At 70.9% G+C, this 16,669-nt stretch carries 17 protein-coding genes and 1 tRNA gene; 7 read left to right on the top strand and 11 right to left on the bottom strand.

The annotated features are described in order from the left end of the window. Positions 1 to 180: 180 nt before the first annotated feature. The 3 genes from G443_RS04080 to G443_RS04070 form a co-directional block, all read right to left on the bottom strand. Positions 181 to 1,155: an asparaginase gene (locus tag G443_RS04080; protein ID WP_035291623.1), complete on the bottom strand. Its 975-nt coding sequence runs from the start codon at positions 1,153 to 1,155 to the stop codon at positions 181 to 183. 107 nt (positions 1,156 to 1,262) lie between these two features. Next, positions 1,263 to 2,015 (bottom strand): Clp protease N-terminal domain-containing protein, encoded by a 753-nt coding sequence (locus G443_RS04075; RefSeq protein ID WP_026417973.1) that lies wholly within the window; start codon positions 2,013 to 2,015, stop codon positions 1,263 to 1,265. Positions 2,016 to 2,103: 88 nt separating this feature from the next. Then, a complete protein-coding gene (locus G443_RS04070) occupies positions 2,104 to 2,484 on the bottom strand; it encodes a hypothetical protein (RefSeq protein ID WP_026417974.1) in 381 nt (126 codons plus the stop codon). A 284-nt stretch (positions 2,485 to 2,768) separates the two neighbouring features. Here G443_RS04070 and G443_RS04065 point away from each other — a divergent pair, with 284 nt between their 5' ends. Then, the gene (locus G443_RS04065) at positions 2,769 to 3,386 is read left to right on the top strand and encodes a hypothetical protein (protein WP_155886056.1); all 618 of its coding nucleotides are present in this window, start codon (positions 2,769 to 2,771) and stop codon (positions 3,384 to 3,386) included. On the opposite strand, the gene G443_RS04060 is transcribed toward G443_RS04065, so the two are convergent. After that, positions 3,368 to 3,450, bottom strand: a tRNA-Leu gene (locus G443_RS04060). The genes G443_RS04065 and G443_RS04060 overlap by 19 nt on opposite strands. Positions 3,451 to 3,548: 98 nt before the next feature. Between G443_RS04060 and G443_RS04055 the strand changes: the two genes are divergently transcribed. Further along, positions 3,549 to 4,889, top strand: a complete 1,341-nt coding sequence (locus G443_RS04055) for a M20/M25/M40 family metallo-hydrolase (protein WP_026417975.1) — start codon at positions 3,549 to 3,551, stop codon at positions 4,887 to 4,889. A gap of 170 nt (positions 4,890 to 5,059) precedes the next feature. Here the strand turns inward: G443_RS04055 and G443_RS04050 are convergent, their stop codons facing one another. The 4 genes from G443_RS04050 to G443_RS04035 all read right to left on the bottom strand — a co-directional run bounded on the left by G443_RS04050 (position 5,060) and on the right by G443_RS04035 (position 8,577). Next, on the bottom strand, positions 5,060 to 5,275 hold the full coding sequence (locus G443_RS04050; RefSeq protein WP_016697990.1) for a DUF5703 family protein: 216 nt from the start codon (positions 5,273 to 5,275) through the stop codon (positions 5,060 to 5,062). After that, the gene (locus G443_RS04045) at positions 5,272 to 6,258 is read right to left on the bottom strand and encodes a YncE family protein (protein ID WP_026417976.1); all 987 of its coding nucleotides are present in this window, start codon (positions 6,256 to 6,258) and stop codon (positions 5,272 to 5,274) included. Before G443_RS04045 ends, G443_RS04050 begins: the two co-directional genes overlap by 4 nt. Positions 6,259 to 6,677: 419 nt before the next feature. Beyond that, the gene (locus G443_RS25315; protein WP_026417977.1) at positions 6,678 to 7,430 is read right to left on the bottom strand and encodes a carbonic anhydrase; all 753 of its coding nucleotides are present in this window, start codon (positions 7,428 to 7,430) and stop codon (positions 6,678 to 6,680) included. Between the two features lie 160 nt (positions 7,431 to 7,590). Then, a complete protein-coding gene (locus G443_RS04035) occupies positions 7,591 to 8,577 on the bottom strand; it encodes an aldo/keto reductase (protein ID WP_026417978.1) in 987 nt (328 codons plus the stop codon). A 104-nt stretch (positions 8,578 to 8,681) separates the two neighbouring features. On the opposite strand from G443_RS04035, the gene G443_RS04030 reads away from it, so the two are divergent. Beyond that, complete coding sequence (locus G443_RS04030; RefSeq protein WP_026417979.1) at positions 8,682 to 9,728, top strand: LLM class F420-dependent oxidoreductase; 1,047 nt, start codon at positions 8,682 to 8,684, stop codon at positions 9,726 to 9,728. After that, the gene (locus G443_RS04025) at positions 9,729 to 10,562 is read left to right on the top strand and encodes an undecaprenyl-diphosphate phosphatase (protein ID WP_026417980.1); all 834 of its coding nucleotides are present in this window, start codon (positions 9,729 to 9,731) and stop codon (positions 10,560 to 10,562) included. It abuts the gene before it with no gap. Between the two features lie 105 nt (positions 10,563 to 10,667). Here the strand turns inward: G443_RS04025 and G443_RS04020 are convergent, their stop codons facing one another. Then, on the bottom strand, positions 10,668 to 11,072 hold the full coding sequence (locus G443_RS04020) for a PASTA domain-containing protein (protein WP_026417981.1): 405 nt from the start codon (positions 11,070 to 11,072) through the stop codon (positions 10,668 to 10,670). 334 nt (positions 11,073 to 11,406) lie between these two features. Here G443_RS04020 and G443_RS04015 point away from each other — a divergent pair, with 334 nt between their 5' ends. Then, the gene (locus tag G443_RS04015) at positions 11,407 to 12,648 is read left to right on the top strand and encodes an ABC-2 transporter permease (RefSeq protein WP_253860119.1); all 1,242 of its coding nucleotides are present in this window, start codon (positions 11,407 to 11,409) and stop codon (positions 12,646 to 12,648) included. Here the strand turns inward: G443_RS04015 and G443_RS04010 are convergent. Further along, on the bottom strand, positions 12,540 to 12,986 hold the full coding sequence (locus tag G443_RS04010) for a carboxymuconolactone decarboxylase family protein (RefSeq protein WP_026417983.1): 447 nt from the start codon (positions 12,984 to 12,986) through the stop codon (positions 12,540 to 12,542). The genes G443_RS04015 and G443_RS04010 overlap by 109 nt on opposite strands. 266 nt (positions 12,987 to 13,252) lie before the next feature. Between G443_RS04010 and G443_RS04005 the strand changes: the two genes are divergently transcribed. Next, complete coding sequence (locus tag G443_RS04005) at positions 13,253 to 13,945, top strand: histidine phosphatase family protein (protein WP_026417984.1); 693 nt, start codon at positions 13,253 to 13,255, stop codon at positions 13,943 to 13,945. 41 nt (positions 13,946 to 13,986) lie between these two features. On the opposite strand, the gene G443_RS04000 is transcribed toward G443_RS04005, so the two are convergent. Beyond that, positions 13,987 to 15,870: a DUF2207 domain-containing protein gene (locus G443_RS04000; RefSeq protein ID WP_026417985.1), complete on the bottom strand. Its 1,884-nt coding sequence runs from the start codon at positions 15,868 to 15,870 to the stop codon at positions 13,987 to 13,989. A gap of 607 nt (positions 15,871 to 16,477) precedes the next feature. Between G443_RS04000 and G443_RS03995 the strand changes: the two genes are divergently transcribed. Beyond that, positions 16,478 to 16,669, top strand: coding sequence for a hypothetical protein (locus tag G443_RS03995; protein ID WP_026417986.1), 192 nt, complete (start codon positions 16,478 to 16,480; stop codon positions 16,667 to 16,669).

Here is a 16,669-nt window from a genome sequence, read left to right as displayed (position 1 = left end):
CGTGCCACCACCGACTGCCTCCGTACCAGTATGCCGGCCAGCAGCCGAGTGCGGAATGAGGGTGCGGTGTTGGTTTGGACCCGCCGAGGGCGGGGCCGGGACAACGGGCCCTATCGAACTGGCGGAGTAACAGTATTCAAGCCATGTGGTATTCGGCCGGTTTCGGTGGCTGGGCGCTGGTCAGAGTTCCTCGAACCATGCGCGTACTGCTTCTACTCCACCGGCTCCGAGGGCGACCATGAGGGCGATGCGTGCGTGGGTGGGGGTGAGGCCTCGGGCGCTGATGGCGCCGACTTTGGTGGCGAGTCCGGTTCCATCGTGCGGGTGGGCATGGGCCGTGGGATGGGTGCGAGCGCGGGATGCGAGGACGATGGGGATGTCCCATTCGGTGAGTTCGCTGATGGTGGTGAACAGTTCGACGGGGACGTTCCCTGTTCCGGTGCCTTCGAGCACGATGCCTCTCGCGCCGGCATCGACTGCGGTGGTGAGCAGTGATGGCGTGATGCCTGGATAGGTCTTGATCAGGGCGACGTCGGTTTCGGGTGGTGCCTCGATGGGAGCAGGGCGGGCTGGCGGGGCTGCCGTGATGGTGATGCCGTCTGTGCGGGTCACCTGCCCGAGCGGTGGGTGCGGTGCTGAGGAGAACCCCGATGCGCTGGTGGTGTTTGTCAGAGTTGCCCAGCGGGCGGCGTGCAGTTCGCGGTTGAAGCAGACAAGAGTTCCGAGGCCACGTATTGCGGGGTCAGCGGCTGTAGTGATGGCGGCGGCGAGGTTGTGCGGGCCGTCGCTGCCGGGTTCGTCGAGGCAGCGGCTGGCGCCGGTGAACACGATGCCGCCGTGTGCGGCGACGGGGCCGGTGGTCAGGTCGGTGAGGAAGGCCGTTTCTTCGAGGGTGTCGATGCCGTGGGTGACGACCACGCCGTCGAATCCGTCGCTGGCGAGGGCGGTGTGCGCTCGGCGTGCCAGGGTGAGCATCGTGGCTGGTGAGGTGTCCCAGCTGGGCTCGGCCATGACGTCCTCGGCATGCACGTCGACTGCTGGCATGTGGGCGCCTGCGGCGGAGAGCAGTTCGGTTCCGGTCGCGATCGCGGGCCGGCCGGAGTGCTGGAGGTAGGCGATCGTGTCGCCGGTGGCCACGAGCAGCACGCGGGACATCACATCCCTCCCGTCATGACGATCACCAGGAGCGCAGCCAGCAGGGTTATCCCGGCACGCAGGAGGATTCGCCGCAGTTCCCGCACCAGCGGGTCCTTAGCGGACACCTAACCCTCCTCGGCGGTCAGGCCAGTCTGCTGCTCCAGTCGCTCGATGCGATCGACGATGGGGCGCAGCTCCTGACGGACCATGGTGGCGATCATGGTCGCCGCATCCGCCGGGGATGTGGTGCTCGTTTGGGCACGGAGGTGGGTGTAGCCGGTGAGTGCGGCCACGACCGTCCGGCGGGTGGAGCGCAGGTCGATGCCCAGCTCCCGCAGTACGTGCCCGGCGGTGCCGTCGGATTCGCTGATCAGGCCGAGCAGGAGGTGTTCGCAGCCGACGTAGTTGTGTCCCAGCCCGAGAGCCTCGATCACTGTCAACTCCAGCGCGTTGGCTGCGGGACCGCTGAACTGTGTCGCCGCCGGGGTTTCGGAACTCTCCGGCGCTGGCGAGGCGTTGGCCAGCGCCCGGCCCACGTGAGCGGGATCGACCTCCATGGCGTGCAGCACGTGCAGGGCGAGATTGGTCCCTTCGGTGAGCATTCCGTTCAGGAGGTGTTCCGTGCCGACACTGGCGGTCCGGCTCTCCCGCGCTTGCTCGATACCGAGTTTGATCGCGGTGCGCGTGCGTTCGGTGAACTGCGAGAGCTCAGCCGTTGGGTCGTTGGCCTCCAGGTCACCCAGCACGGTTGCCCGGATCGAGCTCACGCGCCGAACCGACTGCTCCAGCGCCCGCTGACAGATCGCCGAGACAGGCACCCCAGTTGCCTTGACTCCGTCGGCCAGGTCATCGGGTAGATACACGTTGATTTTCGGCATCGCAGCCCCTCCTTCCATCAAGCAAGGTCTAACTAACCCCATTTATAACCCTCTGTGGGGTCATAGTCAACTGTGATGGATTGGGTGATCAACGATCGCGCCGGGACGCTGTGTGGGCGGCGAGGTAGGTGGTCCGGTCGTGTTGGGCGTAGTTGGCCCAGGCGTTGGCGGTGTGGATGTTGAGGTCGAGGAGGTCGGCGAGGACGGCGGCGAGGACGGCGGCGGGGAGTTCGGCGGCCAGTGAGGCGAGGGCAGCGCTGCGGGCGCGGCGGAGGTGGACGGGGAGGTGTTTGCGCAGGGCGCGGTAGAGGGCGTCGCGGGCGGGCCGTCCGGGTAGTCCGCCGGGGAACAGCCAGCGCGGTCCGTCGGTGTCGGTGCGGGTGAGCATGGCGGCGCCGGTGCCGTGCTCGCGCTGGGTGTGAAGCAGGGCGGCGACCGCATCCGGCAGCAACAGTCGGTGCTGGGTCATCTGCAGCCAGCTGGTGCCGTCGGCGGCGGTGTGGATATCGGAGTGGCGTAGGGCGGTGACGCGGCTGACCGCGAGCCCGAAGAGCAGGACGAGCGCGCCAGCCGCGCGGACCTCGGTGGGGCAAGTCCTGTTCGTGCAGGCAACGACGCAGCTGTGTCCAGCGATCGTCCTCGGTGATGGGCTGCGGACTGCTGCGGATTGGCCTCTTCGGGATGCTCACCGCGCCGGAGAGATTGTGTTTCCGTGCCCAGTGAAGGAATTCCCGCGCGGCGTAGGTGGCGTCGGTGGGAGTGGCGGTCAACCACTGGTCGATGGCGGTCTGGTTCACGGTGTCCAGGTACCGGTTCCCCAACGAGTACGGCCTGGCGAACAAGGTCGAACATCCCAGGAACGTGTACCTTGCCGAGCGGGACCTCCTGGGGCCGCTCGATGACTGGTTGAGCAGGTCCTTCGCCCCGCACCGGATCTCCGACACCGTGGACGCGCTGTGCGCCGCCCAGCGGGAGAAGGAGGAGGACCCGGTGGAGACAGCAGCGGCCCGGCTGGTTGGGGAGTGCGACAGGGCGTTGCGTCGTCACAGGGCGGCGTTGGAGGCTGGTGCCGACGCGCGCCTGGTGGCCGAGTGGATCGCGGAGACCCAGGCGCGGCGCGCTGAGGCACTCAGCCGTTCCACGACGGCGGGAGCGCGGCGGGTGTGGACCGGCGAGGAGCTTCACGCGGTTCTCGAGGAGATGGGAGACCTGCGGAGCGTGTTGGGTGCGGCGGACCTGACGACAAGGCCGAGGTGTACCGCCGTCTGCGGCTCCAGGCCGTGTACCACCCGGGAAAACGAACTGTGCGGGTCGAGACGAATCTCGACCCGCACAGTTGGGGTTATAGTACGTGTCCGAGGGGGGACTTGAACCCCCACCCTCTTGCGAGGACTAGCACCTCAAGCTAGCGCGTCTGCCATTCCGCCACTCGGACTTGCTCGCTTCGGCTCTCCGCCGTTGCTGTACATAGATTAGACCATGCCTCCAAGGTCGTTTCCACCACCCCCCTCAAACGGGTCAGGGTGGTAGAAAGTGCAGGTGAGCGAGCAGACCAACACTCCGTCAGGGCTCAGCCTCGCCGAGGACGAAGCCGTCCGCATCACCAGCGAGCTGATCCGGATCGACACCACCAACACGGGTGATGCGGACACCGTGGTGGGGGAGCGGGCCGCGGCCGAGTACGTGGCGGAACAGCTGTCCGAGGTCGGCTACGAGGTGACCTACGTCGAGTCGGGTGCTCCCGGGCGGGCCAACGTCATCGCGAGGCTGGCGGGGTCGGACCCCTCGCGAGGTGCCCTGCTGGTGCACGGCCACCTCGACGTCGTCCCGGCCGACGCCTCCGAGTGGTCGGTCCACCCCTTCTCGGGTGCCGTGCAGGACGACTACGTGTGGGGTCGCGGCGCGGTCGACATGAAGGACATGCTGGGCATGTCGATCGCGGTGGCCCGGCACTTCAAGCGCAACCAGATCGTGCCGCCCCGGGACATCGTGTTCGCGTTCTTCGCGGACGAGGAGGCCGGTAGCTGGTACGGCTCGCAGTGGTTGGTGGAACACCGCCCGGAGCTGTTCGAGGGCGTCACGGAGGCCATCAGCGAGGTCGGTGGTTTCTCGGTCACCTTCAAGGACGGGGTGCGGGCCTACCTGGTCGAGACGGCCGAGAAGGGCATCGCCTGGATGACGTTGCGCGTTCGGGGCCGTGCGGGGCACGGGTCGATGCTGCACGAGGACAACGCGGTGTCGAAGCTGGCCGCCGCGGTCACCCGTCTCGGGCAGCACCGGTTCCCGATCGTGCTCACCGACTCCGTTCGCGAGTTCCTCGCCGGTGTGAGCGAGATGACGGGGTGGGACTTCCCGGAGGACGACCTGGAGGGCTCGGTCGCCAAGCTCGGCGCCATCTCCCGCATCGTCGGTGCCACCCTCAGGGACACGGCGAACCCGACGATGCTCCAGGCCGGGTACAAGGCGAACGTGATCCCGTCGGTGGCCGAGGCGACGGTTGACTGCCGTATCCTGCCCGGTCGGCAGGAGGCCTTCGAGCGGGAGCTCGACGAGATCCTCGGGCCGGACGTCGAGCGGGAGTGGCGGGGGCTGCCTCCGGTGGAGACCACCTTCGACGGCGCGTTGGTGGACGCGATGACCTCGTCGATCGCGGCGGAGGACCCGGCCGCGCGCACGCTGCCCTACATGCTGTCCGGGGGTACCGACGGCAAGGCCCTCAGCCGGCTGGGTATCCGCTGCTTCGGGTTCGCGCCGCTCCGGCTCCCGGCTGACCTGGACTTCTCCGCCCTGTTCCACGGTGTGGACGAGCGGGTGCCCGTCGACGGCCTCAAGTTCGGGGTCCGGGTGTTGGACCGCTTCCTGCGCTCGTCCTGACCGCCCGGGGCCTGTTCGCCGGGCGGGTGGGGTGGTTCGGCGCCCGCCCGGCGGGTGGTCCCGGACGGCCGCCCGAGGTGGCGATGGCCCCTGGCCGGGTCGGACGGGCGAGGAGTGGTCCTTCGTCGCCGCGGTGGCGGTGAGCTGGCCGGGTACGTGGCGGGTGGTCGTCAGGTGTGCAGGCCGGGGATGCCGACGGTCGTCCGCTTCCGACGCAGCCACACCTTGCGGGTGCCGTCACCGAACAGCAGGACTCGCGACAGCTCCCACCCCGCGTACTCGGCGTGGATCGCCAGTTGGGTGCTGGCCGCCCGCCTCGACACCCCCGGCGGGAGTCGCAGCGGGCGGTACTCCCAGTCCCCGTCGATCACCGGCTGGTCCGTCACGGTCGCACCACCTGTATCCCTTCTCCGGCCGCCGAGCCCACGAACACCGCCCCGGTGCTCGGGTCCACGGCCACCTCGTTCGGTTGCCGCACGGTGGGGAAGCGGTGGACCTCCACGGGCTCGCCGCCGAGCATCTCGTACCCGACGAGTTCGTTGGTCTCGGTCAGGGTCACCCAGGCGAGGTCGCGTTCCTCGTCGTAGGCGATCCCGTACGGGGCTCCGGGGACCGGGTAGCGCTGACGGAGCAGGAACGGTTCGGCGGAGAACGCCAGGAGTTCACCGGACCGGGTCTCGGTGACCAGGATGCGGCCGTAGCTGTCGGTGACGGCGTTGGTGGCTCCCTCTCCGGCGCGGAGCCCGAGCCCCTTCTCCCGCTCCTGCTCGTCGAGCCGGATCACGGCCGACTCGGCGACGTCGAGCACGAAGACGCGCCCTTCGGCGGCGATGACCTCCACCGGCTGGTGGAAGCCCTCGACGCGGACCGCCTCGTCCCCGCGGTCCAGGGTGACGACGCCTTCCTCGGCGTGTGCGAGCCCGGTGGTGGAGTCGAACCGGGTCGCGGAGGTGGCCGGCAGTGGAGTGGGGCGTTCGTGCGTGCCCAGGGTGTCCGGGTCGACCTCGACCAGGAGCTCGGCGTCGGGGACGGACACGAGCAGCGGGCCACCCGGGGCGGCGAGGGAGACGCTGGCACCGGGACCTGGCAGGTCGACCTCGTCGGCGGTTCCCTCGGGGTCGTCGAGGGGGAGGACCAGCAGCTGGTCCTCGACGAGAGCGGCCAGCGTGCGGCTGTCGGGGTCGGCGACGAGTGCGGTGACATCGCCTGCGAGGTCCATGACGTCCCCGGCTGGTCTGTCGGCGGCTGGGGCCTCGGCTGGCCGGGCCGGTTCGACGGCCTGTTCGGCGGCCTCGTCCTGGGCTTCGACCCCGAAGCACCCGGTGAGGCCGACGGTGGTGATGGCGAGAATCCCGACCAGGCGGCGCACGCTTGACTCTCCTCGGCTCGAGACGCGGTCCAGGTCGGGCGGCCGACCTGGGCGAGTACTCGTCCAGCATCCCCCATCGGTCGCGGAGGGTCACGCGCAGGCCCGGTCGCGGGGCGGGCGGGGGACCGTCCCGTCGTGGTGCCGGTGAGAGCCGTACGCCGGCCCCCGGTGGCCTCCATTCGGGCGCGGGACTCGACGGTGGGTGGAGGTTCGCGCCGGGCGGGTGGTGGTGGTGCCGCGCGGGTGGGGCCGCCGTGGGGGAGGAGCGGCGGTTCCCGTTCCTGCGCTCACGAGCCCTGGGCTGCCGCGCCATCTGGGGGCGACGAGGTGTTCGGAGGCTCGCCTACCTGGCGGTGGCCTGGGCGCGGTGCCGCGCCCAGGCACTCATCCCCAGTGGGTCGCGGTGACGTCCGAGGGGGTCAGAGACGGTCGACACGACCCGTCTCGAGGTCGTAGACCCCGGAGACGACCCGCACCCCGGAACCGTCGACGAGGTGGCGGACGATCGCGGAGCGTTCCCGCAGGGTGCGGGCCGCGCTCCGCGCCTGTTCCTCCACGCAGGCCCGCAGGTACTCGGCGTCGCTGCCCACACGTGGGGTGCGCAGCACGCCGGCTTCGATGGAGTGGGCCAGGTAGCTGATGCTGTCGTGGAGTTCGGCTCCGTTGTGCACGAGGTCCACGGCGGCCTGCACGGCTCCGCACCCGGAGTGGCCCAGCACCAGGACGAGGGGGGTGTGGAGGTGCTCGACGGCGTACTCGATGCTGCCGATGACCGCGTCGTCGAGTACCTCGCCTGCGGAGCGCACCGTGAACAGGTCGCCGAGCCCCTGGTCGAAGACGATCTCCGGCGGTACGCGGGAGTCGGCGCAGGCCAGGACGGTGGCGAACGGGTCCTGCCCGTCCGCGAGGTCCTCGCGGCGTTCGACGCTCTGGTGGGGGTGTCGGAGGTCGCCTCGTACGAACCGGTCGTTGCCGGCGCGCAGGGCGGTCCAGGCCTCGTCGGCCGTGCGGGGACGCCGGCGGCCGTGCGAGGGGAGGTGGGTGGTGCCACCGGTGGTGTTGGTCGTCGCGCTCGCCGCGGACGCTCCGACGGCCAGGGTGGCGGCGACTCCTCCACCCAGGCCGAACAGTCTGCGCCGCGACAGCCCTAATGCGCTGTTGGAGTTGCTCACATGCTTACGTTAATTGTTGCGCGAAGGAATGAGTACGCGTTTCCGCCGAGAATTTTCCGGACAATCGACGCCTATGGGATCACCGGATTCCGGTGGTGGTGGAAAAGCGCGGGATCGGTGTTCTGTCCGCTCGGTCCTGTCTGGGAGGCATGGGGCGGTTTCACTGGACGAGGTGGTGTTCCGGGTACCCGACGGGCGGGGAGCTGATGTCGTCGAGCGCCGCGCGGATCGCCAGGGGGAGGTGAAGGTGTTCCGTGTTCAACGAGGTGGTGAGCTGGTGCCTCGTGCGGGCACCGACGACGGATGCCGTCACCCCCGGTCGGTCGCGTACCCAGGCGAGGGCCACCTCGAGTGGGCTGACGCCAAGTCCCTCTGCCGCGGTGGCAACCGCCTGCACGATTCGCGCGGTACGGTCGTTCCGGTGGTGTTCGACGTAGTTGGCCATTCTCTCGGAGGCGCCACGAGAATCGGGAGGGGTGGCGTGGCGGTATTTACCGGTCAGCACACCCCGGCCCAGTGGTGCCCACGCGAGCAGGCCCACGCCGTGGTGTTCGGCGGCGGGGACGACCTCCCGTTCGACGCCACGCTCCACGAGCGAGTACTCCACCTGGGCGGAGATGATCGGGGTGCCCCCGAACGGGCGGCGGTGGTGCTGGGTCGTCGCGGCGGTGGCCAGCTGCCACCCCGCGTAGTTCGACACCCCGGCGTACCGGACGCGTCCGCTGGTGACCGCGTGGTCCACGGCGGCCAGGGTCTCGGTCAGGGGCGTGTGCCCGTCCCACGCGTGGAGCTGCCAGAGGTCCACGTGGTCCACGCCGAGCCTGCGGAGGGAACCGTCGAGCGCCGCCAGCAACGCGCCTCGGGACGCCCCACCCCCGAAGGGGCCGTCCTCGCGCCGGGCGACCGCCTTGGTCGCCAACACCACCTGGTCGCGGGGGACGACCTTGTCGAGCAGTTCTCCCACCGTGGTCTCGGCGGCGCCGCCACCGTAGACGTCGGCGGTGTCGACCAGGGTCCCGCCGGCCTCGGTGAAGGCGGCCAACACCTCCGCCGCCTCCTCGGTGCCCGTCTCCTCGCCCCAGCCCATCGTTCCCAGCGCGAGCCGGGAGACGCGCAGTCCACTGTGACCGAGCTGTCGGTGTTCCACGACCGCGCAGCCTAGATGCCTCGCGGCGTTCCCGCTGGATGACGGAGTGCTCCTGGACCGCCTGGCCGCTGACAACTCACGTTACTGGCCGGTAGGGTTCGCCGATGCGACTTGGGTTGAATCTGGGCTACTTCGGCCGCGCCGAGGACGCCGAGCGCCTCGAACTGGCGGTGGCCGCCGAACGGGCCGGCTACTCGATCGTGTGGGCGGCCGAGGCCTACGGGTCCGACGCGCCGACCGTGCTGGCGTGGATCGGGGCTCGTACGCAGCGCATCGAGGTGGGCAGCGCGGTCATGCAGATCCCGGCGAGGACACCGGCCATGACCGCCATGACGGCCGCGACCCTCGACACCCTCACCGGGGGTCGGTTCGCGCTGGGCCTCGGCGTTTCCGGCCCGCAGGTGTCGGAAGGGTGGCACGGCGTGCCCTTCGCCCACCCCCTCGGCCGAACCCGCGAGTACGTCGAGATCGTCCGTGCGGCGTTGCGCAGGGAACGCCTCCGGTACGAGGGGCGGCACTACCAGCTCCCGCTGCCCGAAGGCCCCGGTCAGGCGTTGCGGCTCACGATGGCCCCGCCCCGCCCCGACCTGCCCGTCTACCTCGCCGCGGTCGGCCCCCGGAACCTGGAACTCGCGGGAGAGGTCGCCGACGGTTGGTTGTCCGTGTTCTTCGCACCCGGGCACGCGGACGCCTCGTTGGCCGCTCTGCGGGCCGGCCGCGAACGGGTCGGCCGCGATCTCGACGGTTTCGATGTCGTCGCCTCGGTCCCCCTGGTCGTCGGACCGGACTGGCGACGGTGCGCCGACGCCGTCCGCCCCCACGCCGCCCTCTACGTCGGGGGCATGGGCAGCAGGAAGCAGAACTTCTACCGGGACATGGCCGCCAGGATGGGATTCGAGCGCGAGGCCGAGGAGGTGCAGCGCCGCTACCTCGACCGCGACCACGCCGGGGCGATGGCGGCCCTGCCCCTGGAGTTCCTCGACGCCGTCTCGCTGCTGGGCCCCAAGGAACGGATCACCGAACGGATGACTGTTCTCGCTGGCGCCGGCGTCACGACACTCGCGGTCAACCCGCTTGTCCCCGACGTCACGCAGGCTGCGGATACGCTGCGGATCGCGGCTGAGGCATGGGATGCGTCAGGAGTCGGTTAGGTGACATGGGTCGAGGTCCTCGTCCTGGGGATCGTGCAGGGGCTGACCGAGTTCCTGCCGATCTCCTCGTCCGGACATCTGCGGATCGTCTCCGAGTTGTTCTTCGACGCCGACGCGGGGGCCTCGTTCACCGCCGTCACCCAGCTCGGGACCGAGGCGGCGGTGTTGGTCTACTTCGCCGGGGACATCGGCCGCCTGGTCACGACCTGGTTCCGGGGGTTCCGCGACACCGAGGTGCGCCGAACCGCCGACTACCGGCTGGCCTGGTACGTCATCATCGGCTCGATCCCCATCGGGGTCCTGGGCCTCCTGTTCGCCGACCAGATCCGCACCACGGCCCGCAACCTCTGGCTGATCGCGACGATGCTGGTGGTGTTCGGGATCCTGCTCGGCCTGGCGGAGCGGATCGGGCGGCAACGGCGGTCGATGGACCAGCTCACCGGCCGCGACGCGGTGGCGATGGGATTCGCCCAGTCCCTCGCCCTGATCCCCGGCGTGTCCCGGTCAGGCGGAACGATCACCGCGGGGCTCTTCCTGGGTCTGGACCGTCCCACCGCCGTGCGGTTCTCGTTCCTGCTCGCGATCCCCGCCGTGGTGGCCTCCGGGTTGTCGGAACTCCCCGAGGTGTTCGAGGAAGGGGGGCCAGGGCTCCAACCCACCGGCATCCAGATGGTGGTGGCCACCGTGATCGCCGGTGTCGTCGGCTACGCGTGCATCGCCTGGCTGCTTCGCTTCGTGGAGCGCCACAGCGTGTACCTGTTCGTGTGGTACCGGATCGCGTTGGGCTGCCTGGTCCTCGGCCTGCTCGCGACCGGCGTGATCGACGCGACCTGACGGTGCCCCGCCCGGTGGCGGGGACGGCGGTGGGTGTGTCGGTCGCCGCCGGGAGCCGAGCGCGGACGCTGGCCCCCGGCGACCGGGATGACCTCGGGATGTCGGTCAGGACGAGGGCTCCGTCGACTCCTCCAGCTTGCTGACCTGGAGCGTCACCGTGTCCTCCGCGGTGATCTCGGTTCCGGCCTCCGGATCGGTCTCGTCGACCACCCAGTTCCCGGGCGCGACGATGATGTCGTCCTCGGGGTCCACCGACCGGTACTCGAACTCGGTGATGCCGGCCTCGTCCAACGCGTCCTCGGCGTCCCGGCCGTCCAGACCGATCACGTCGGGCACCGTCACCGGCTCCCCCTCCTCGGCCGGGTCCGAGGTGGGCGCTTCCTCCACCGTCTGGTCCGCCGGTGGTGGGGCCGCCGGATCCGGGGACGTCTCCTCGCCGTTGGAACATCCCACCAACGCCAGCGATAACGCGGCGGCCAGGGAACCGGCGGTGAGGGCACGTCGGGCCATGATGTCCTCCTCATCTCGCGGCCGGTCGTGATCGTCACCGGCCTCTCGACGGCCAACTACCCCGCGATCCCGGCTTTCACACCGGCGATCTCGCCGAGGGTGCCGGTCTCCTCCGGACGGCCCAGCGTGGGTGCCGTGAAGTGCTGGGGACACGTGCCCTGCCGCATCCCTCCCGGGCCGGGACGGAGCGGCACCCGGGGCCGGCCGTGACCCGCTGGCCGGGTCCGGTGCCCACGGATGGTCATGCGAGGGCACCGACCAGCGGTTAGCGTCCGGGTGCCACCCGCTGCCCCGCTGCCCCGGGGCCCGGGTGAGGGCCGTGGGAGGGAGGGACATGGGGACATCGGAACCGCACCCCCCGGGAGCCCGTCCGGCGACGCCCCCGGGCGGCGCGGCGGCCGAACTCCGGGACGCCCTCACCCCGAGGGCCGTGCTGCTGGTGTTGGCGGTTCTCGCGCTGCACCTGGCGTTCGTGCTCTCCTACGCCGGAGCCTTCCACGCCCCGACCCCGCAGCGGGTCCCGGTGGCCGTGGTCGCGCCCCCCGGCCAGGCAGACCAGCTCGCCGAACAGCTCGACGACCTGCCTGGTCAGCCGCTGCGCGCCCACGTCGTCGACGATGAGGCGGCCGCCGTTGCACGGCTCGAGCGACGCGAGGTCGACGCTGCCATCGTCGCGAACCCGGACTCCGACACCGACACCGTGCTGGTGGCCTCCGCGGCCGGAGCCTCCGTCGGGGAGGCCGTGCGCGGGGTGCTCACCCCCGTCCAGCAGGAGCGGGGCCGGCAGCTCCAGACCCGGGACGTGGTGCCCGCCGCCAGTGGCGACGCCCGGGGCCTCACCCCGTTCTACCTGGTCATCGGTTGGATGCTCGGCGGGTACCTCGCCTCGGCCATCATGGGGCTCGCCGGTGGTGAGCACCGGGCACGGCCCGCCAGGGTCGGAGTCCGGCTCGCCGTCCTCGCCGGGTACGCGGTGCTCTCCGGTCTCGGGGGAGCGCTCATCGTCGGCCCCGTGCTCGATGCCCTCCCCTCGGGGAACGTCCTGGTGCTGTGGTGGGTCGGCGCGCTCGTCGCGTTCGCGTCCGGCGCGACGACGATGGCCCTCCAGGTGCTGTTCGGCGTCGTGGGCGTGGGGGTGGCGATCCTGGCGTTCGTCGTGTTGGGCAACCCGAGCGCGGGCGGGGCCTACGACGCCTCGCTGCTCCCGCCCTTCTGGCGGGCCGTCGGTCCCTGGCTCCCGCCGGGTGCGGGCACCACCCTGGTCCGCGACACCGCCTACTTCGGCGACGCCCCGATCGCCGGACCGGTGGGGGTGCTGTCCGGGTACGCGGTGTTGGGTGTCGCGGTCGCCCTGATCGCGGCGGCCCTGCTGTCCCGGCGCCCCGGAGGACGGGGACAACGCCGGCGGGGATCGGCGCCACCGGGAACCCCCGGTGACCGGAGGTGCTCCGGCCACCGGGGCGCGCCTCACTTCCGGTGTGAGCCGGGTACGAGCCGCAACGTCACACCGAACCGGTTCCACGCGTTGATCGTGGCGATCGCGGTGACCAACGCGGTCAGCTGCTCCTCGTCGTAGTACCGAGCCGCGTCCGCCCACACCTCGTCGGACACCCCGTCCGAGTCCAGGCGGGTGGCCTGCTCGGTCAGGGCGAGCGCGGCCCGCTCCTCGGGGGTGAAGAACGGGGCCTCCCGCCAGGTGACCACCGAGAAGAGCCGCTCGTCGGTCTCCCCGCCGGCCTTCGCGTCGTGGCTGTGCATGTCCACGCAGAACCCGCAGCCGTTGAGCTGGCTGGCGCGCAGCTTGACCAGCTCACGGGTGGTCCGGGGCAGGGGACTGGACTCCAGGTAGCGCTCCAGCCCCAGCATCGCCCGGTAGGCGGGGGACGTGGGGTCGATCGTCATCCGGGGTGTCATCTCACTCCTCCTCGCTCTCCGTTCGTCGAACGGAGTCGTGCCGCCGCTCCCCGCGCCCCGTGGGCAGCGGGAAGCGTCACCGTCACCTCCTGGACGGGACAGCGAGGCGTGCCGTGACAGCGACCGACACCCCGACCGATGTGATGCGGGACACGACCTCCTGGTGGGGAGGAGGACCGCCGAACGGCCGAGGGAGCAGCGGCGTGCGGAGCAGGGGGTTCTCGCTGGGCGGCCGGCGCCCGTGGTCCCGGTTAGGCTCGACGGACGTGGCCACCCTCATCCTGCTCCGCCATGCCCGATCCGTCGCCAACAGCCAGGGCCTGCTCGCCGGGAGAGCCCCGGGAATCGGGTTGGACCCGGACGGCGCGGCCCAGGCCGCGGCGCTCCCCGGTCGGCTCAGCGACGTTCCCCTCGCCGCCGTGCACACCTCACCGCTGCAACGCTGCCTCGAGACGCTGCGCCCCCTGGAGCAGGCCCGCGGCCTCGAGCCCGCCGTGCACGACGGGCTGCTGGAGGTCGACTACGGGGACTGGACCCTCGCCGAACTGGGCGCGTTGAGCACGGAGCCGTTGTGGCGGGTCGTCCAACACCACCCTTCCGCGGCGGTGTTCCCCGGCGGGGAGGGCCTCGCCGACGTCCACGCCAGGGCCGTCGCCACCGTGCGCCAGCTCGACCGGCAGATCACCGCCGAACACGGCCCGGACGCCGTGTGGCTGGCCTGCACGCACGGCGACGTCATCAAGTCGGTCCTGGCCGACGCCCTCGGCATCCACCTGGACTCCTTCCAACGGATCGTCGTCGAGCCGTGTTCGGTCAGCGTCGTCCGTTACACCGAACTCAGACCGTTCGTCCTGCGCGTCAACGACCAGGGCGACGCGTTGGGCGGGCTGGCGCCGAAGCCCCAGGCCGAGCCGGGGACCAGCTCGGACGCCGTGGTGGGAGGAGCGACCGGGGGCTGACCGACGGGCGGGGCCGGCGCACCCACGGCCCCGCCGTCGCCTCACCAGGAGCCGCCGCCGCCCCCACCGCCACCTCGACCGCCGATGCTCCCACCCCGGAACCCGCTGCGGCCGCCGCCGAACCCACCGGTGTTGCCCTTCGACCGGGGAACCGTGGGCAGGGTGGTCCGCATCGACCGGTGGAAGTTCTGGTACGCCGGGAAGAAGCCGGCTCGCCCGGGACGCCCCCGGTACCAGCCGTCCGGCTCCGCGGCACCCACGGCCGCGAACTTCTTCGTCCACACCTCGGCCAACCCGAACACCTGGGCGTAGGGCAGGTAGCGGTTGAAGATGGTCTGCCGCTCCTCCTCGCTGATCTGGTCCGCCTCGGCCACCTCCAGGTACCGCCGGAAGTCCCGCGTCTGCGCCAGCGCCGTCGAGCCGAGGGCCGTGCGCGCCGGCATCCGACCGGCGAGCGCCGTCATCGCCAGCCCCGCCAGGATGATCGGGAGGCCCACCAGACCCAGGTCGACGGGCACCAACAGGAACCAGGTCACCAGCGCGGCACCCCCAGCGACCGCGAGCCCACCCATCCGGTAGCCGTCCCGGACCCGGTCGGGGCGGTGCTTGTACCAACCGCGCCGGGTCGTCTGGTCCAGGATCCGCTGCCTGGCCGAACTCTGCGTCTGGTGGAACTTGCCGGAGAGGGACTTCATCGTGCGCTGGCCGTCGCGCGCCCCGGAGAACAGACCGTTGAGGATCAGGCCCTCGAAGTCGGTGAGATCGGCATCGGCTCTCCGCAGCCGTACCAGGACGTGGTCCGAGCCCTTCTCCTCCACCCGCAGGTACCCGCGCACCGCCAGGTCGGTGACCGTGGCCGTCACCTCGGCGGTGTCGGCGTTCTCCTTCAGGATCGCCCCGCACAGCGCGGGCGGGATGTCGTCTGGTGGGGTGAAGCGGACCGCGACCTCGTCGCGCTGTCCGAGGCCCCGGACGGCTTCCTGGGCCTGCTGTCCCTCGGCCGGCGCCAAGCCGGGGGTCTGCCCCACGAAGTAGGAGTCCCGACCGCGCCGCAGGGTCCTGGCCAACAGCGCGCCGGCGCCACCGAGCATGACCGCCGCTCCGCCGAACACCCAGCCCGCACCGATCCCGGCGCCCTCACCGGGCCGGGTCAGGTTGGACATCACCAGGGCGGCGGGCGTCTGCCGGGTCCGCTCCATCGCCGGCGGCACCGTCACCGTGTCCGGGAGCGCCACCACGACCGTGACCGCGTTGCGTGGTCCGAGCGGACCCGCCTGGAAGCGCGCGGTGTCCCCGTCGGAGGTGGCGACCGGGCAGTCCACGTCGGGCTGGGCGGGGTCGCCGGCAGCGCAGCGCACCCTGCTGATCGGCCCAGGGGCGGTGACCGCGACCGACACCGACTCCACCGGCACCTCCCACTGGTCACCGAAGGCGTTCCAGAACAGCTCCGGTTCCCCCTCGGGAGCGTTCAGCAGGCCCCGCATCTCGTAGGAGATCTCGTAGGTGTGGGTCCCGGTGACCTGGGAATTCGGGTCGCCGAGCCGGATGACGTCGGCGGACCCGTCGTTGTCGGCGCCCTCCGGGTTGATGGCCGTCTCCACGGGAGCGCCGTCCATCGTCGCGCTGACGTCCACGACCTCGATGTAGCGCTCCTTGACGTCGTCGACGCTCCCGTCGGCGCGTTCGATCGGATAGGACACGGGGATGTGGCGGAAGATCCCGCGCCGGCTGTACATGCCGAAGCTGTACTCGATCGTCTCCACGACCCGCACGGCGCCGTCCTCGGTGACCTCCGCGTCGATGGCCAGGTCCACGATCCGTTCCCGAAGGTCGCCATCCGTCGTCGACGACGCCACGGCCGCCTGCGGAACGACCAACAGCAGGAAGCCGAGGACCGCGAGAAGAGAGGAGAACCTGCGCAGCATGGCCCCAGTATGGCCGGCGGTCACCCTCCGGATACCCCAGGCGGGAAAACTCGGGTAGACGGTCGACGCACCGCTGGTCGACCGTGACGTACCGTGTGCGATCTCGGGCGCGGTGGCACGCGGCTGGGCGGACCGCTGCCGCCCGCCCCGGACGCCGCGCCGAGCCTGGTGCGAGGGCCCGTGGTGCCCTCGGGGCGGTCGCGGAGAGCGAATTCCGGCCGGCGTGACCGGCACGACCCCCCGGTGTGGGTGTCGGATTCGACGACGCGGCGTCACCGACGCGCGGGGGAGGCGCCCGTCCGCACCGACCGTCCCCCGGCCGGGGTCCGACGCGCCCCGCACGGCGAAGGGGGAGGTCAGGCGAGGCGGCCGGCGACGGGTTCCTCGGCACGCCCTTTCCCGGAGCGATCACCACAGATCACGTCCGTGCCTGGACGATCACATCCCACCTTTTCACCCTATTGACGAGTATTTCCCGCCGTTCTTTCTTGGATCTTCTTCGCTCACTACCGTGGAAATCGTTCGCGCTACTCCCAGCGGACAACGACGATGTGTGGAACAGCGGAATTCCGCGAACATCATTTCTTCGAGAGGTTGAGGAGCGACGATGAGAACCGAGCGAGCGACACGGAACCTGGAAATCGCCCCGCCGACCGAGCTGGAGCTCGTCGCGGACCTCGAGGAGGTCCAGGAGAAGCGGGAGGGCACTCCGCCCCTCTACCGGGAACCCTCCGACCTGTTGTTGGCGGTCGTGCTCTCCACGGGAGAACCGCCCGAGCCGAAGCGGCCCCGCCGCTAG

Source organism: Actinoalloteichus caeruleus DSM 43889 (assembly GCF_000429185.2).
Lineage (GTDB): Bacteria > Actinomycetota > Actinomycetes > Mycobacteriales > Pseudonocardiaceae > Actinoalloteichus_B > Actinoalloteichus_B caeruleus.
The sequence above is the reverse complement of the archived record's forward strand: the minus strand, read 5'-3'. Positions and strand labels throughout refer to the sequence as shown.

What these genes read in the sequence shown, in the direction of transcription:
- G443_RS04080 (WP_035291623.1), bottom strand. Translation starts at nt 1,155, where the DNA reads ATGTCCCGCGTGCTGCTCGTGGCCACCGGCGACACGATCGCCTACCTC.
- G443_RS04075 (WP_026417973.1), bottom strand. Translation starts at nt 2,015, where the DNA reads ATGCCGAAAATCAACGTGTATCTACCCGATGACCTGGCCGACGGAGTC.
- G443_RS04070 (WP_026417974.1), bottom strand. Translation starts at nt 2,484, where the DNA reads ATGACCCAGCACCGACTGTTGCTGCCGGATGCGGTCGCCGCCCTGCTT.
- G443_RS04030 (WP_026417979.1), top strand. Translation starts at nt 8,682, where the DNA reads ATGCGACTTGGGTTGAATCTGGGCTACTTCGGCCGCGCCGAGGACGCC.
- G443_RS04020 (WP_026417981.1), bottom strand. Translation starts at nt 11,072, where the DNA reads ATGGCCCGACGTGCCCTCACCGCCGGTTCCCTGGCCGCCGCGTTATCG.
- G443_RS04015 (WP_253860119.1), top strand. Translation starts at nt 11,407, where the DNA reads ATGGGGACATCGGAACCGCACCCCCCGGGAGCCCGTCCGGCGACGCCC.
- G443_RS04010 (WP_026417983.1), bottom strand. Translation starts at nt 12,986, where the DNA reads ATGACACCCCGGATGACGATCGACCCCACGTCCCCCGCCTACCGGGCG.
- G443_RS04000 (WP_026417985.1), bottom strand. Translation starts at nt 15,870, where the DNA reads ATGCTGCGCAGGTTCTCCTCTCTTCTCGCGGTCCTCGGCTTCCTGCTG.
- G443_RS03995 (WP_026417986.1), top strand. Translation starts at nt 16,478, where the DNA reads ATGAGAACCGAGCGAGCGACACGGAACCTGGAAATCGCCCCGCCGACC.